The sequence below is a fragment of the Herbaspirillum autotrophicum genome (assembly GCF_001189915.1).
In the GTDB taxonomy this organism is placed as follows: Bacteria; Pseudomonadota; Gammaproteobacteria; order Burkholderiales; family Burkholderiaceae_D; genus Herbaspirillum; species Herbaspirillum autotrophicum.
The window spans coordinates 58925-73215 of record NZ_LFLS01000017.1 but is presented as its reverse complement, the minus strand read 5'-3'; the positions used below and the strand labels follow the sequence as shown (position 1 = coordinate 73215).

Annotated in this window: 16 protein-coding genes; 4 read left to right on the top strand and 12 right to left on the bottom strand. The window is 58.8% G+C overall.

The window, feature by feature from the left end:
* Positions 1–31 precede the first annotated feature (31 nt).
* From AKL27_RS14570 to AKL27_RS14550, 5 genes are all read right to left on the bottom strand, one after another.
* Positions 32–1399, bottom strand: a complete 1368-nt coding sequence (locus tag AKL27_RS14570; RefSeq protein WP_050463569.1) for an FAD-binding oxidoreductase — start codon at positions 1397–1399, stop codon at positions 32–34.
* A 59-nt stretch (positions 1400–1458) separates the two neighbouring features.
* The gene (locus AKL27_RS14565) at positions 1459–2325 is read right to left on the bottom strand and encodes an ABC transporter permease (protein ID WP_083439055.1); all 867 of its coding nucleotides are present in this window, start codon (positions 2323–2325) and stop codon (positions 1459–1461) included.
* Positions 2326–2334: 9 nt separating this feature from the next.
* Complete coding sequence (locus AKL27_RS14560) at positions 2335–3123, bottom strand: ABC transporter ATP-binding protein (protein ID WP_050463568.1); 789 nt, start codon at positions 3121–3123, stop codon at positions 2335–2337.
* Between the two features lie 37 nt (positions 3124–3160).
* Entirely contained in the window at positions 3161–3976 is an 816-nt protein-coding gene (locus AKL27_RS14555) for a creatininase family protein (RefSeq protein WP_050463567.1), read from the bottom strand.
* Positions 3977–4234: 258 nt separating this feature from the next.
* On the bottom strand, positions 4235–4876 hold the full coding sequence (locus AKL27_RS14550) for a TetR/AcrR family transcriptional regulator (protein ID WP_050463566.1): 642 nt from the start codon (positions 4874–4876) through the stop codon (positions 4235–4237).
* A gap of 76 nt (positions 4877–4952) precedes the next feature.
* Here AKL27_RS14550 and AKL27_RS28160 point away from each other — a divergent pair, with 76 nt between their 5' ends.
* Both AKL27_RS28160 and AKL27_RS14545 read left to right on the top strand, forming a co-directional pair.
* Entirely contained in the window at positions 4953–5255 is a 303-nt protein-coding gene (locus AKL27_RS28160; RefSeq protein ID WP_198155972.1) for a hypothetical protein, read from the top strand.
* Entirely contained in the window at positions 5179–5766 is a 588-nt protein-coding gene (locus tag AKL27_RS14545; protein ID WP_157056927.1) for a phospholipase D family nuclease, read from the top strand. The genes AKL27_RS28160 and AKL27_RS14545 overlap by 77 nt, the downstream gene beginning before the upstream one ends.
* Before the next feature lie 34 nt (positions 5767–5800).
* On the opposite strand, the gene AKL27_RS14540 is transcribed toward AKL27_RS14545, so the two are convergent.
* Both AKL27_RS14540 and AKL27_RS14535 read right to left on the bottom strand, forming a co-directional pair.
* Positions 5801–7237, bottom strand: coding sequence for a sensor histidine kinase (locus AKL27_RS14540; protein ID WP_198155971.1), 1437 nt, complete (start codon positions 7235–7237; stop codon positions 5801–5803).
* Positions 7234–7917, bottom strand: coding sequence for a response regulator (locus tag AKL27_RS14535; protein ID WP_050463564.1), 684 nt, complete (start codon positions 7915–7917; stop codon positions 7234–7236). The genes AKL27_RS14540 and AKL27_RS14535 overlap by 4 nt, the downstream gene beginning before the upstream one ends.
* 382 nt (positions 7918–8299) lie before the next feature.
* Between AKL27_RS14535 and AKL27_RS14530 the strand changes: the two genes are divergently transcribed.
* Entirely contained in the window at positions 8300–9433 is a 1134-nt protein-coding gene (locus AKL27_RS14530) for an SDR family oxidoreductase (RefSeq protein WP_083439062.1), read from the top strand.
* A 405-nt stretch (positions 9434–9838) separates the two neighbouring features.
* Positions 9839–10051, top strand: a complete 213-nt coding sequence (locus AKL27_RS14525; protein WP_050463562.1) for a DUF2970 domain-containing protein — start codon at positions 9839–9841, stop codon at positions 10049–10051.
* Here AKL27_RS14525 and AKL27_RS14520 read toward each other — a convergent pair.
* The 5 genes from AKL27_RS14520 to AKL27_RS14500 are packed head-to-tail and all read right to left on the bottom strand — an operon-like array spanning position 10032 to position 14168.
* A complete protein-coding gene (locus AKL27_RS14520; RefSeq protein ID WP_157056926.1) occupies positions 10032–10661 on the bottom strand; it encodes a hypothetical protein in 630 nt (209 codons plus the stop codon). The two genes, AKL27_RS14525 and AKL27_RS14520, sit on opposite strands and share 20 nt — an antisense overlap.
* 14 nt (positions 10662–10675) lie before the next feature.
* Positions 10676–11311: an SCO family protein gene (locus AKL27_RS14515; protein WP_050463560.1), complete on the bottom strand. Its 636-nt coding sequence runs from the start codon at positions 11309–11311 to the stop codon at positions 10676–10678.
* A gap of 7 nt (positions 11312–11318) precedes the next feature.
* Positions 11319–11918 (bottom strand): c-type cytochrome, encoded by a 600-nt coding sequence (locus tag AKL27_RS14510; RefSeq protein WP_050463559.1) that lies wholly within the window; start codon positions 11916–11918, stop codon positions 11319–11321.
* Positions 11899–12543, bottom strand: coding sequence for a cbb3-type cytochrome c oxidase subunit II (locus AKL27_RS14505; RefSeq protein ID WP_050463558.1), 645 nt, complete (start codon positions 12541–12543; stop codon positions 11899–11901). The genes AKL27_RS14510 and AKL27_RS14505 overlap by 20 nt, the downstream gene beginning before the upstream one ends.
* Positions 12544–12545: 2 nt before the next feature.
* Complete coding sequence (locus AKL27_RS14500) at positions 12546–14168, bottom strand: cbb3-type cytochrome c oxidase subunit I (protein ID WP_050463557.1); 1623 nt, start codon at positions 14166–14168, stop codon at positions 12546–12548.
* Positions 14169–14291 lie beyond the last annotated feature (123 nt).

Here is a 14291-nt window from a genome sequence, read left to right as displayed (position 1 = left end):
GGGTCTCCTGATTTTATAAGGTGTGCTGCACTCAGTTCTGACGGGCCATGCTCTGATCCCAGCCGCGTGTCTTGCCGGGATTGAGCAAGCCATACGGATCGGCCAGTTTTTTGAATTCGATTTGCAAATCGTCGATTTCCTTGATGCCGCCATCTTCAATGGTGACCACGTGCGGATCGAAGATGGCGCAGCCGTTCTGTTCCAGATACGCCATCACTTCATACAAGCGCTCGGCAGTGCTGAAGCGCACCAGCGGAATGCCGAAGCATTGATAGGCATCCGACTGTCGGGCAAATTCGTGATGCCAATAGACTTCATCGCCGAAATGTTCAGCAAAACGCTGGCACAGGTCGGGGTCGAGCGGCGATGGCATGGCATATTGCAAATAGGTGCGTTGCTTGTCGACCTTGATGGCATGCAGCGTGGTGTGGTTGTAGGCGCACTCGTAGGCCGGCGGCAATTCTTGCTGTTCCAGTTCCGTCGCGCTCATGCACAGCGATTCGCGACCACCGTGTGCCAGCGCCAGCTGGCGATAGGCGGTCAGCGATTGCGGTGCGACCATGGCAAACACGGCGTCGCGGTCAGCCGGGAAATGTTCGCCCAGCAATTCTTCGTAATACGGCGCGAAATTGCGGTCGACCGAGGTCAGCAAAAACAGATCGAGTTCCGGTGTGCTGGCTGCTTTGCAAAAACGCAGGGCATCGGTGTAGTGGTCGAACAGCATGATGTTGTGCTGCCAGTCGAACGCGGGTTTGATGCACAGTTCCAGTTCGGTGATGATGCCGTTGGTGCCGTAGGCGTGATGCACTTTTTGAATGTCGGCGCCGAGCAACTCGATGATGCGCGGTTCCGGCTCCACCGTGACGACGCGGATTGCCGTGACATTACCGGCATCTTTCAAGGCGCCATTGCGGATCGAGCCGACGCCGAGCGAGCCGCCGGCGATGAAGCCGCCGATGGTGGCAATGCGCAATGTCGACGGGAACATCAGCAATTCCTGTCCTTGCTCCTGCACCGCTTCCAAAACCTTGGCGATACGGGCACCGGTTTGCACCCGCACCGAACCGGGACGGATGGCGAGCACCTGATTCAGTTCGGTCGTATCCAGAATCACGCCGCCGGCCAGCGGCACGCACTGGCCGTAATTGCCGGTGCCGGCACCGCGAATCGTCAGCGGAACACGCCAGCGCGCGACTGCCGCCGCCACCCGGATCACTTCAGCTTCAGTGCGTGGCATTACCACCAGATCACCGACGCAATCTTTCAATTGCTCATTCAGAATCGGGCTGTACCAGAAAAAGTCCTTTGATTTGGCGCGCACCTGATTGCCATTGAGCAAAATCCTGATGCCATCCAATTCTGCCGCAAAGCGGCTCCAGTCGATTTCTCGCTTGGTCATGCTGTTTCTCCTTGTGGGTGATGCCTTGTTGATACCCTATTTATGACTTGGGAGGGCGCTTACATTTCGCCGCTCAGTTCGCTTTCATGCCAGCCGCTCAATACCAGTTTGGAAATCCAGTTGAACAGCAGGAAGATGGCGATGCCGCATACCGATACCAGCACCAGTCCGGCAAACATTTTGGGAATTTCATTGCGGAAGCTGGCTTCCAGAATGCGTGACGCCAGACCGGTTTCACGACCGGCAGCGCCGGCGGTGAATTCCGCCACCACGGCACCGATCAGGGCCAGGCCGCCGGCCACTTTGAGACCGGCCAGAAAGTAGGGTAGCGCGCTCGGAATCAACAGATAGCGCAGGCGCTGCCACGGCGTGGCGCGGTACAGAGAAAACAGATCGGACAGATTGCGGTCGGCGCTGCGCAAGCCGATCACGGTATTCGACAAGATCGGAAAGAAGGCCACGATCCAGGCGCAGATCAGCAATGCCGAAAACGTGCTGTCGCAATAGATCAGGATCAGCGGCGCGATGGCGATCACCGGCGTCACTTGCAGGATCACCGCAAATGGAAACAGACTGATTTCAACCCAACGCGACATGGCGAACAACATTGCCAGCAAGACGCCGCCGACCACCGCCAGGGCCAGCGACAGGAAAGTCAGCTTGAGGGTGAACAGCAAGGCTGCGAACAGCGAGTCCCAGTTTTCGAGCAGCGTGCGCAAGACCACGCTGGGTGCCGGAATGATGTAGTCCGGCACATGATTGATGCGCACCAGCAATTCCCACAAACCGATGGCCAGCAGCACCAGCACCGAGGGCACCACGATGCGCAGCAGTTTGTTGTTGCGGGCGCGGCGCGCTGCAGCCTGTGCCAGTTCTTGACTATTGTCGGCCAGACCGACCGCTTGCGTGTTGACGATGGTATTCATGCTATCTCCTTAGTGGTCGGCCAAATCGGTATCCATGGTGCGTTGCAGGGCGGCTGACGCGGTGCGACACAAGTCCATGTAATAGGCCGACTCACGGAAGGAGGCGTCACGTACCGGCGGCGCATCGACCGTGATTTCCTGAATCACCCGGCCCGGGCGCGGTGCCATGACGACCACGCGGTTGGACAGGTAAATCGATTCGTAGACACTGTGGGTGACGAAGATCACGGTGAACTGATGTTCGCGCCACAGACGCAGCACATCGTTGTTCAATTTCAGGCGGGTCATTTCGTCGAGCGCGGCAAATGGTTCATCCATCAGCAGTAGTCTGGGCCGGGTCACCATGGCACGGGCAATCGATACGCGCATCTTCATGCCGCCCGAAAGCTCGCGCGGATAAACATCGGCAAAACGGTTCAGGCCGACCATGGCCAATGCTTCGAGCACTCGCGGACGCGCTTCTTCAAGAGACATGCCGCGCATCTTGAGCGGCAGGTAGACATTCTTGAATACTGACGACCAGGGCATCAGCGTGGGTTCCTGGAAGACGAAGCTGATATCGCCGCTGCTGTTGTCGCTGTGATTGTGGTGTTGCGCATTCCATTCGATGGTGCCGCCGGAAATCGGCGACAGACCCGCAATCATGCGCAGTGCGGTACTTTTGCCGCAACCGGACGGGCCGAGAAAACTGATGAAATCGTGTTGTCCGACATCCAGCGTCATGCCGCTCAGGGCGATGGTGCCGTTGGCATATTTTTTATGGATGTTCTTGAGTCTGATGAGATTGGGTTGTTCCATGCCTGTCTCCTGTCTTTTTATGGGGGCGGCGCTGAACTCAGCACCAGGCTGGCTCATTGGCCAGCATGCTGAGCGGAGCCTGATCGATTTCCGCCAACAGTTCGACGAAGCGCACGGCGACATGTTCTGTCAGCGCATCGCCCTTGGCCTTGGTGGCAATCGAGGCATCGCCGCAGGCACCGTTCGGATTCATGTCATGGATTTGCCAGCCGATCTTGCCGCACGAGCGCAGTGACAGGTGGCGGTAGCGTTGCTCCATGTCTTCGGTCAGTGCGCTGAATTTTTCAGCATGTTGCATCGCCACCAACGCGGGGCGCATGCTCAGCATCAATGAGGTTTCGACATCGCCGGCGTGAATACCGTGCTGCATTTCATGGTCGGAAAACATCGCTTCGGGTTCACCAAAGCCGTACCAGTTGGAAGCCACTACCAGCATGCCGAAGCGTTGCCGCAAATCGCGGGCAACGATATCCATGATGGACATCTGGCCGCCATGACTGTTGAACAGCACCAGCTTCTTGACACCCGAGGCGGCGACACAGGCGCCGATTTCCATCCAGTTGCGGATCAGGGTTTCGGCCGACAGCGTCAGCGTGCCGGGATAACGCGCATGTTCATTGCTTTTGCCAATCGCCTGCGTCGGCAAAAAGACCGCCGGCAGAGTGGCCGGCAGATGACGGATCACGGCACTGACCATGCCATCGATGACGCTGGTGTCGACCGACAGCGGTAAATGCGGTCCATGCTGTTCGGTTGCGCCCACTGGCAAAACGGCGATCAGTTTGTCGCGCTCCAGTGCGGCAAACTCCTTGCTGGTGTATTCAGCCCAATAACGCTTGGTGAATCCTGTCATGTTGTCTCCTTTGAATGGACGGCTATCCTGTATCGGATGCATATATTTTTTTGTGTCTGGCGAGTGTAATGCAAAAATTGACCGATTGGTTAAACCGATTGATAAATTGTTTAAAAGCCGTACTGGTGGCGGCTTTTAGGTGTTGTTTTTAATTATTTTTTGGTTGTGCGCTGCGGCAGAGCGATGCTGTTTCCTGTGCTCGCCGGAGACTGCTTTTGGATGCCGGATTCTGGCCCGGAAGCAAATGCAGGAAGATTTTCAGTCAGCCGCCAGCGGGGGGATGCCGCAGCCGATCAGGATGAATTCGGTGAGCTCGGTAATGACGTGTTCGCGATCAAGTTGTTCGCCGTCCTTGAGCCGCATCATATAGCGCACCTGGGCATCGAAATCGGCGAAATGCTGGGTGACCGACCAGATGTGCATCATCAGCAACAGCGGGTCGAGCCTGCGCATCAAGCCGTCGCCCATCCATTTTTCAATGCAGGCCACGGCTTGCGTGTTGCGCTGCCGCGAACGCGTCAGCAAGGGCGTCAGCACGGTTGCGCCTTGCATCACTTCGCGCGCGTAAATGCGCGACAGCAGTGGCTGTTCGAATGAAAACAAGAGTTTTTTACGGATGTAATCGGTCAGCACGGCGCGTGGTCCGAGATCGACATCGCTCAGCGAAAATACCTTGATCCAGTCCTCGATGACTTGCTTGAGGACTTCTTCGTACAACTGATCCTTGCCGACGATGTAATAGTGCAATTGCGCTTTGGACAGGCCGGCGCGCTCAGCGATGGCCTGGGTCGATGTGGCAGGGAAGCCGTTTTCGGAAAATTCGACAATTGCCGCCTGCATGATGTCGGCCATGATTTCGTCGCGCGAACGCTTGTTTTTGCTTTCGACCTGCTTGACCACGTGTGCGTCCTTTTTATAATGACCGGCGTTTCCGGTGATTCTAATGCGGCAATGGCCGTTTGGGGGAAAACCGACCGTGACTGGTTGGCTTGCGTGGTGTCGATTTTACATTCCCGGCGGCGCTGTGGCTGATTTGCTCAACGGTTGGCTGGTCGCCTGCCGCGAAAGTGACCGCCTCTGGTCGTCCGGCAACGATGGCGTGCATGGTGTTGACGGCACCTCAGAACCTGATTTCACTGGGCCTGACTTGCGAGCGCCTGCCGGTCAGCAAAAGGTATTCGCCGGCGGCTATAATACGCGCCATGAAATTGATACTCCTCGTTTTGCCACTGGCAATTTTCGCCTCATCGGCAGCAGCCAAAAACAGCAAGCTGATTGATGAACTCGCCAACTCGATCCATTCCTTCACCGATGTGGCGCCCGCCGACCAACGCGTCGACAGCGCATTTTCGCCGGATGGCGGCAGTGAGCGGCTGATCCTGAAAGTGATCAACGCCGCGCAGCAACAGATTCGTCTGGCTGCCTATTCCTTCACGTCGCCGGGTGTGGTCAAAGCATTGATTGCCGCCAAAAAGCGCGGTGTCGATGTGGCCGTGCTGGCGGATGACAAAGGCAACCGGCGTCCTGCCAGTATTGCCGCATTCAATCTGCTGGTGAATGCGGATATCCCGGTGCGCCTGATTGCAAAGTATGCGATCCATCACGACAAATACATCATTGCCGATCAGCGCCATGTGCAGACCGGCAGTTTCAACTACAGTCAGGCAGCGGCGCGTTCAAACAGCGAGAATGTACTGGTGCTCTGGAATAATCCGGAGCTGGCAGCGTCCTATCTGCGCCACTGGCAATCACGCTGGGCACAGGGAACGACGTTCAGTTCGACGTATTGAGGCGGCGCTGGCTGGTGGTCGCGGACCGGGAATGTCATATGGTGCGTCGTTGCCGGTGATCCGCCAGCGGCAGCGTGACCACGACCTGCAAGCCGCTGCCATCTGCACCATCTTCCAGCGTGATCTGACCCCCGTGCTGCACTACCACCGATCTGGCAATCGCCAGGCCGAGACCGCTGCCGTTCTGGGTTTGATCGGTGATGCGGAAGAAGCGGTCGAACACGCGTTCTCGTAACGAGACCGGAATACCGGGGCCCTGATCAATGATGCGCAATTCGGCGCTGCCGGTGGTGGCCGGCTGACCGCGTTGTGCCGGCAGGCGACGCAATTGAGCGCTCACGCTGCCTTGCGCCGGGCTGTACTTGATGGCGTTCTCCACCAGATTGTCAATCAGCGACACCAGATTTTCCGGTCTGCCGAGGATGATCACATCGGCATCGGCATGCAATTCGAGTTCCACCCGACGGGCATTGGCCAGCGGCGACAGAATTGCCAGCCGGTCTTGCAGCAATTGATCCAGCACGACTTTCTCGGCGCCCGGTTGGGCACTGGTATCGCTGCGCATCAGCAACAACAGTTGCGCCACCAGCCGGGTGGCGCGATTGCTGCTGCTGACGATGCCGCTGAGCAAGGCACGCTGATTGTCATCGGCAGTCTGACTTTGCAACGCTTCGACATTGACTCGCATGGCTGCCAGCGGCGTGCGCAATTCGTGGGCGGCGTCGGCAATGAAGGCCCGTTCGCGCGCGGCGCTTTCATCTACGCTGTGCAACAAGGTATTGATGCTGTCGACCATGGCACTGAGTTCTTCGTGCTCGGGCCGGAACGACAGCGGCGCCAGATTGTGCGGTCCGCGTGTTGCGACTTCCTGCACCACCCGCCGCCACGGACGCAGCGCGACCCGGATCGACAACCATGCCGGCAGCAACAGAAACGGCAGGCTGATGATCAGCGGGATCAGATAATAGCCGCGGGAGTTGAATGTGACGAACACGTTCCAGGAGTCGGCCGGGATGACAATCGTGGCGCGGGCGTCGGTGGTGGCCGATTTGATGGTCCGATAACGCCAGCGCGAACCGTTGATGGTGGTGGTCTGGATGGTGTCGAGAATTTCGGTATTGATGCCGGACGGCGTGTTTTCGGATTGATACAGCAGCTTGCCGTGGCCCGAGACGATCAGCGAGGAACTGTCGTCAAGGATTTCCTTGTCGCCGTATTCGTCGCGCAAGGTGAGGTCGATGATATGCAAGATCTTGCGTTGTCCTGACGGCTCTTCAGTCGCATTTTCCGCTACGCTGAGCAGCGTCTGGTAAATCCGGGAGGCATTGAGCAGGCCGGCGCTGCGGCCGCTTTCATAAACCACGTAGCCGATAAACAGACTCCATAACAGTGTCAGTAACAGCATTTGTGCGATCAGTACGCGCCGTACCAGCGTTGGTCGCCGTACCCGTTGCCACCATCTTGTCATCATTTTTTTGCGTTCCCGGATTCGGCCTGCTGGTCAATCACATAACCGACTCCGCGCACGGTGCGGATATAGCCGTCGCCGATCTTGCGGCGCAGGTTGGTCATGTGCACATCCAGGGTATTGCTGGCGTTGCTCTGGCCGCCCGGCAAGGCCTGCTCTTCCAGGATGCGGCGGGTGACGACGCGGTCGGTACGCATCAGCAGCGTTTTGAGCAAGGTGTATTCGCTGGCGGTTAACTCTACCGGGCGACCCTGTACGCTCACGCGGCGGGTCGGTGCATGCAGCGACAAGCCGCGCAATTCCATGGTTTCGCCATCAAAGCCGAAACTGCGGCGCGCCAGCGCCCGCACGCGTGACAGCAACTCCGCCAGCACGAAGGGCTTGACCAGATAGTCATCGGCGCCGCTGTCGAGCCCGCGCAGCCGGTCTTCGACCGAATCGCGGGCGCTCAGGATGATGACCGGCATGGCCAGGCGCTCACGCCGCAACCGGCTCAGCAAGTGCAAGCCGTCACCATCCGGCAATGCCAGATCGAGCAGCACCAGATCACAGGTATCGGAATCCAGATGGCGGGCGGCGTCGTCCAGCTGGCGCACCCAGACGACATCGATGCCTTGATCGCTCAAGGCGATGCGGACACCGTTGCCGAGATCAAGGTCATCTTCGATCAGCAATATTTTCATGGAAATTCTTTCAGGAATGCATTTCACCGCGAGATGAAATGCGGTCCGGTTTTATCAGTTGCGCTATTAGAACACCCTATTGTGAAGAAAGGCTGAAGAGCATGACGGTGGCGGATCTTCAGCAAAAATTCAGGTAAACCCAAGCTGTTCTTCATGCCGCACGCGGATACTGATTGAGTGCGATGCCTGCCGGTGCAGGGCATCGCCGGTACAGGAGTCTGACGTGAAAAATTATTGTTTTGATAAATATTGTCGGATTGGTAAAAACATGGCGCTGACCGCCGGCGTTGTGGCGGGGACGACATTGCTGGCAATCGGCATGCTGATCGTGATTGGCATGCTGTATCTGCCACCGGTAAATTTGAATTGAATGAGTGAAGCAATGGATGATTTGATCATGGTGACCGGTGCTACCGGATTTCTCGGTGGTGCGCTGGTAGTGGAGGCAATCCGACGCGGCATGGCGTCGCGTTTGCTGTTATTGGTACGGGCCGATGATCCGCGTCTGGGTTGGGCCAGGCTGAGCGGCAATTTGCGCTTGCTTGGCGCCAGTGACGCGGAGTTGGCGCAACTGGGCTGGCAACAGGTGTTGTTTGCCGATCTCAATGCGTTGACGCAGGTCGCTGATGACGGGCGTCTGGCGCAAGTGGCGGTAGTGATTCATTGCGCTGCGCTGGCTACGTTTTCGGAGCACCCGGGGTTGGAAAAGATCAATGTCGATGGCACGCTGGAGTTGGCGGCATTGGTGCATGACCGGCCACGGCTGCGGCGGTTTCTGTATGTCGGCACCGCCATGGCGTGCGGGCGGCGCGCCGATCCGCAGCACGGTATCGCTGAATCCATGGCGTTGCCGCTGGCGCCTGAGTCGCACCTGGTGCCGTATACCCGCAGCAAGGCACTGGCCGAATCGATGTTGCGCAAGCGTTTCCCTTCGCTGCCGCTGGTGGTGGCGCGGCCGTCCATCATCGTTGGTCATACCGTGCTCGGGTGTGCACCGTCGCAAAGCATCTTCTGGGTGTTTCAGGTGTGGCAATCGCTGCGCGTACTGACCGCCAAACTGGATGATCGCATCGATGTGGTGCCGGTGGACTGGTGCGCGGCAGCGTTGCTGCATCTGGCGCTGAAGCCGGCGCTGGCGCATGCGGTTTATCATTTGTCGGGCGGGGAATCCGGCAGCCGTTCGTTTCGCCAGATCGGCCGCGCACTGGCTGCTGCCGACATCAGCGATGAAGGCCGGCAGGCGGCGGAGATCGGGTACGAATATATCAGCGTCGATGAAATACGTTTGCTGGTGCCGTGCATCCGCAGCCGCATTCCCGATTGCAATCCGCGTTTGCTGGTGCGGGCGCTGGCGCTGTACGGCGAGTTCGCGCGACTGGCCTATGTATTTCATAACCAGCATCTGCAAGAGGAAGGAATGTCGCCGGCACCGCCGCTGACGGACTATATCGGGGCGTGCGTCAGCAGCACCCGGCATATTTCCATTTCCAGCCAGATGAAATGGGATTTCAAGTAGGAGGGGGTCGCAGCGTCTTGCTCGCTTGCCGGGATGTCGCATCGCTGGTGCCGTGTTTGATGAACAACCAAATAATGAGGCGACGGCGACCACGATCAGGCCGGTAATGGCGAGTTGCAGGTTCCTGAGCCAGATGGCACCGGCCAGCATCAGGATTCCCATCGCCAGCGGAAGCCATATGCCGAGTACGGTCAGTAGCAGCGAAAATATTTTCTTCATGGATATAGTCGGGCACCGGGCCAAGGATGAGGTGACTGACGATTTTGCATGAAATTTTCTCTGCTCCGGTTCTTTTTTGTGATTTTGATCCGGTCATGGTGGCGCGACATGTTGTACCCTATGGCAGATGACTGGCGCCGCAACGTGGTGGCGCCGGCATCCTTTTGATCTGGAGAAAGGGACGCCATGAGCGCTTCAAAACCGGGCGATTCTGAAAAAAGATCGTTTTTCGCCACCCTGCAGGCTGTTTTCTGGTCGTTCGTCGGCTTGCGCCGCCGTGCCGATTATGAAAAAGACGCAACCTCCTTCAATCCTTTTTACGTCATCGGCGCCGGCCTGATCGGTGTCGCATTGTTCATTGCCGTTCTGATCGTGATCGTCAAGATGGTGGTGCCTTAACGCCTTGCCGCGTGTTCACTGCCAGTGATTCTTCCCGCGTCAGTTTCAGCATCGCCAGCAATAACCATATCCCCAATATCAGCGAAGCCAGCAGCACCAGACCGGTGCCGGCGCTTTGCTGTTGTTCGTCCAGATAAACGCTGCACAGTTGCTGTGGCGCAGTCTGATACAGCATGCCTGCGGTGATGCTCATCCAGGCCCAGTTGACGATAAAAAATCCCTGCAATATCACGCCCGCGCGTCGCCACCACAGGCCGGTCAGGAATCCTGCCAGCAATACGCTCAGGAATTTCATCAGGTTATAGCGCGGCGAGAGCACGGCATTGTCGAGCGCGATTGGCAGCATCCAGAAACTGCTGATGAGTAACGCCGTCAGCAGCGCGGGCAAGCTGGCAGCCGCCGGCACCCGCAGCGCCCTGCTGCGGCCGGCAATCTTGTGCGGCGGGCGCAATGCCGCTGCGAACAGCCAGCCGCATGCAAACAGCAGCGGCAACTCCAGCACCATATGTCGTCCCATGCCGGCTTCCAGCCAGGGCTGCAACAGCACGATGGCGGCCAGCATGAGTGCGGGCCAGCAAGCGGACAGAGAGGAGTGGCGAGGAGTGGTCATATGGCCGGTCTGCGTTATTGTTCTGCGTTCAGCGCCAGCCAGACTTGTTCGGCCTGATCGATATCCCATGCGCGATTGAGTCTCGCTTTGGCATCGGTGGTGAACAGTGCGGCGTTATGCACATAGTCGCCGCGGCCATCGGGCAGCACGACAATGTCAAACAGCTTGAGCAGGCGCGGCAGATCGTCCGCATTGGCGACCGTGGCGAAATGCCACAGCGCCGGATCAACCCGCATCTTTTGCGCATAGGCGCGCATGACCTGCGGCGTGTCGCGTTGCGGATCGAAACTGATAGTCAGCAGCCGCATGGGATGTGGCGGAGGTTGTCGCTGCCATTGCGCTTGCAGATAAGACTGGCCGCCGACGGTGCTGCGGCAAATCGTCAGGCACTGGGTGTAGATCAGCGTGATGACGCTGGTGGCATCGGTGCCGACCAGGGTCGCCAGCGACAGGCGGCGGCCATCGCTGGTTATCATCTGGATTTCCGGTAACGGCCGCGGTGCCCGGGCCAGATCAATACGCCGCGCACCGTCCGACGTGACCGTCTGAAAGCCGCGCGTGACATCGGCAAACAGCAACGTGGCGATGCAGGTAATGATGATGCAAGCAACAGTCGTCAGCCACAGCGGGATCACTTTCAGGCGCGGCATGGCTTACCTATTCAGGATGGGCGGCGACGAAATCCAGCAACTCTTGCGTGCCGTGCCACGGTTGCTTGCGCGCCGCGCCGGCAGTACGGGCGGCAGCGATTTGTGCGCTGCTGACAGCGACTGCGGCATTGCCCCATTGGCTGCGGATATGAGTCAGCACAGCGGCCAGTTCGTCGTCGTTCAATTGTTGTCCGAACGGCGGCATCGCGCCGTCATAGGTGGTGCCGGCGACTTCAATTTTTCCGGTCATGCCATGCAACAGGATATTGGCCGCCACCACCGGGTCGCCGGTTACCCAGCTGGAATTCGCCAAAGGCGGGAACACGCCCGGCAAGCCCTTGCCGCCGGCCTGATGGCAGGCCTGGCAATTGGCCGCAAATACCTGCGCGCCGTCGACGCTGCCGCCGGAGACGGCGGCACCGCCGGCCAGTGCAATCGGATCGCGCCGGTCGCCGAGTTCCACATCACCGCCGAGTTCTTGCACGAAGATATAACAGACGGCCCAGACCACCAGCGCCATCACCAGCGCCAGCACAATCTTGGGTACCGGATTGTGTTGTTCGAACGGGTCGGCGTTTTCGCTGAACTTATTGGGCTTGTTTGGCATCGTCGGCTCCGGATCGGTTGGCAGCGCTTTCGGCTTGTGCCGGCGTCAGTGCCGGATAGGTGTGGTTGAGACCGATCAGGTAGGCCACCAGATCGAGTGCCTCCTGTTTGGCGACGACTACCTGATCGTAGCTGACAGTGCCGGGCGGCAGTGTGACCTGGCGATCACCGGGGCGCAGTTCATTCTTGTTCTTGACTTCGAACATGAACGGGAAGCCGGGCATGATACTGCCGGGAACATAGGCACGCGGCTGAAACAGGTGGCCGAGTTGCCAGTCGACGCTGGGCTGACGCGCACCAATGTTGAACAGATCGGGGCCGGTGCGCATGGTGCCGAGCAAAGGCGGCTGATCATAGTGATAATCGGCTGCCACCGATGGCCGGCCCCAGCCGCGCCGGGCATCGGCACGACCGGCGCCGGTGCTGCTCGGTTGTTGCGTGTGGCAGGCAATACAGCCGTTGGCCATGTATTGCTCGCGGCCGCGCAATTGTTCGCCGGTGTAGGGGGCAAGTGCGGCCGGCGCCGGTACATCCTTGAGTTGCAGGAACGGCACGATGATCATGGCGCAGGTCGCCAGAGACAGCGTCACCATGGCGCCGCCGATGAGTTTGAGTTCGTTTTCCATAATCAGATCGCGCTTGGGATGGCAGAGTGGTCGAGACGGGGCGAGGCACCTGAACGCAGCAGCATGAGACCGACATGCCAGGCAAATACCAGATGGCCGAGGGTCATCAGGGCACCGCCGAGCGTGCGTCCTTGCAACCACGGCAAGGTGACGGCAACCGAATCCATGAACGGCCGGGCCGGATCAAGCAGTGCCATTCCTTGCAGTACGCCGCCGATGCTGAGCGTGATCAGGTAAGTGGCGAAGCCGATGCAGACCAGCCAGAAATGCAGGCTGATCAGACGCGGCGATGGCCATTGCATATCCAGCACGCGCGGCATGACGAAATAGACGCCGCCGAAGATCACCATGGTGACGAAGCCATACATGCCGAGATGCGCATGGGCGACGGTAAAGTGGGTGAAGTGAGTCACTGCGTTGAGCGAGCGCAGTGCTTCCAGCGAGCCTTGCAATGAGGCCAGCGTATACATCACGGCACCGAAGAAAATGAAACGCAGCGTAGGTGAATATTTGAGCGCGCCGAAATGACCCTTGAGTGTCAGATGCTGATTGAGCGAAAAAGCGACTACCGGGATGATCATCATGACGCTCTGGACAATCGACAAGGTGATCAGCCATTGCGGAATCGGACCGCCGATCAGATGGTGGCCGCCAACCTGGCCGTAAAAGAAGGCCAGGGTCCAGAATCCGAGCAGCGACAGATTGTAGGATTGCACCGGCCGGCCGATGACTTTCGGCAGGAAGTAATACACCGCGCCAATCGACAGCGGGGTGTAGAACAGACCGAGTACGTTGTGGCCGAACCACCAGTTCATGGTGGCCTGTTCGACGCCGACGTGGATGCCCGGCACCTTGGCCACGATATACAGAATCGGAAACCAGAACAGCGCCGCGCCGATGTACCAGACGGAAACATACAAGTGGTGCACGGTGCGCCGTTGCAGCGTGAACACCATCGGCAAGCCGATCAGCATGCCGCCGATGGCAAACAGCAAGCCGATTTGCCACGGAATTTCCAGCCATTCCATGCCGGCATTGATGCCATTGGCCAGTGCGCCGAGACCGGCGGCGACGCCGATATTCCACAGCACCGCACCGACGATGGCAAAGCGGCCGCCGGCCAGCGGCGCCCGCAACAGTCGCGGCAACATCCAGATCGCCAGTCCCAGCAAGCCCATCGGCGCCCAGCCGTAGGCGACCGCGTTCAGGTGGATGGTGCGCAGGCGGCCGAAGCTCAGCCAACCGTACTGATTCAGGAAGTCGGGGGAATGCAGTTTGTAGGAACTCAGCAAGCCGGCAAACGAAGCCAGGATCAGCCAGACCACGGCGCTGCCGATCAGGATCATGGCTGGCAACGCGCTGGAGCGGTCGGCGCGGGCGCGTGCTGCCAGTTCATCGGCATCGGGCAGCAGCGCGGCATCGGCCAGATTGCCGACCACATGCTGCAAGGCTTGTTGCTGATTGCCGGCCGGTTCTTCGGAGGTGCCGATTTCACGCGCTGCGAAAATCACGCGGGCGCCGGAGGCCTGAGCATCGAACAGGCCTTTGCGTAAAGACCAGATGAAGGCGAACAGTCCGAGTACGGACAGGACAAAGGTGGCAAGCAGTAGTGCGGTGGGGTTCATGGCTTCCTTGAGGTCATCGCCTGAGGTGCGGGGCCGGAGCGGGCGGTTTGAATTCAGGGTTGAGCTTAGTCTCGATGAATCAGATTTGAAATAATCAGAAACTGGAATAAAAACCAGATCAGA

Bases quoted from the DNA above. Each gene is read 5' to 3' on its own strand.
- AKL27_RS14510 (WP_050463559.1), bottom strand. From the start codon at position 11,918: ATGCCAAACAAGCCCAATAAGTTCAGCGAAAACGCCGACCCGTTCGAA.
- AKL27_RS14570 (WP_050463569.1), bottom strand. From the start codon at position 1,399: ATGACCAAGCGAGAAATCGACTGGAGCCGCTTTGCGGCAGAATTGGAT.
- AKL27_RS14500 (WP_050463557.1), bottom strand. From the start codon at position 14,168: ATGAACCCCACCGCACTACTGCTTGCCACCTTTGTCCTGTCCGTACTC.
- AKL27_RS14525 (WP_050463562.1), top strand. From the start codon at position 9,839: ATGAGCGCTTCAAAACCGGGCGATTCTGAAAAAAGATCGTTTTTCGCC.
- AKL27_RS14515 (WP_050463560.1), bottom strand. From the start codon at position 11,311: ATGCCGCGCCTGAAAGTGATCCCGCTGTGGCTGACGACTGTTGCTTGC.
- AKL27_RS14520 (WP_157056926.1), bottom strand. From the start codon at position 10,661: ATGACCACTCCTCGCCACTCCTCTCTGTCCGCTTGCTGGCCCGCACTC.
- AKL27_RS14505 (WP_050463558.1), bottom strand. From the start codon at position 12,543: ATGGAAAACGAACTCAAACTCATCGGCGGCGCCATGGTGACGCTGTCT.
- AKL27_RS14565 (WP_083439055.1), bottom strand. From the start codon at position 2,325: ATGAATACCATCGTCAACACGCAAGCGGTCGGTCTGGCCGACAATAGT.
- AKL27_RS14555 (WP_050463567.1), bottom strand. From the start codon at position 3,976: ATGACAGGATTCACCAAGCGTTATTGGGCTGAATACACCAGCAAGGAG.
- AKL27_RS14530 (WP_083439062.1), top strand. From the start codon at position 8,300: ATGGATGATTTGATCATGGTGACCGGTGCTACCGGATTTCTCGGTGGT.
- AKL27_RS14540 (WP_198155971.1), bottom strand. From the start codon at position 7,237: ATGATGACAAGATGGTGGCAACGGGTACGGCGACCAACGCTGGTACGG.
- AKL27_RS14560 (WP_050463568.1), bottom strand. From the start codon at position 3,123: ATGGAACAACCCAATCTCATCAGACTCAAGAACATCCATAAAAAATAT.
- AKL27_RS14545 (WP_157056927.1), top strand. From the start codon at position 5,179: ATGAAATTGATACTCCTCGTTTTGCCACTGGCAATTTTCGCCTCATCG.
- AKL27_RS14535 (WP_050463564.1), bottom strand. From the start codon at position 7,917: ATGAAAATATTGCTGATCGAAGATGACCTTGATCTCGGCAACGGTGTC.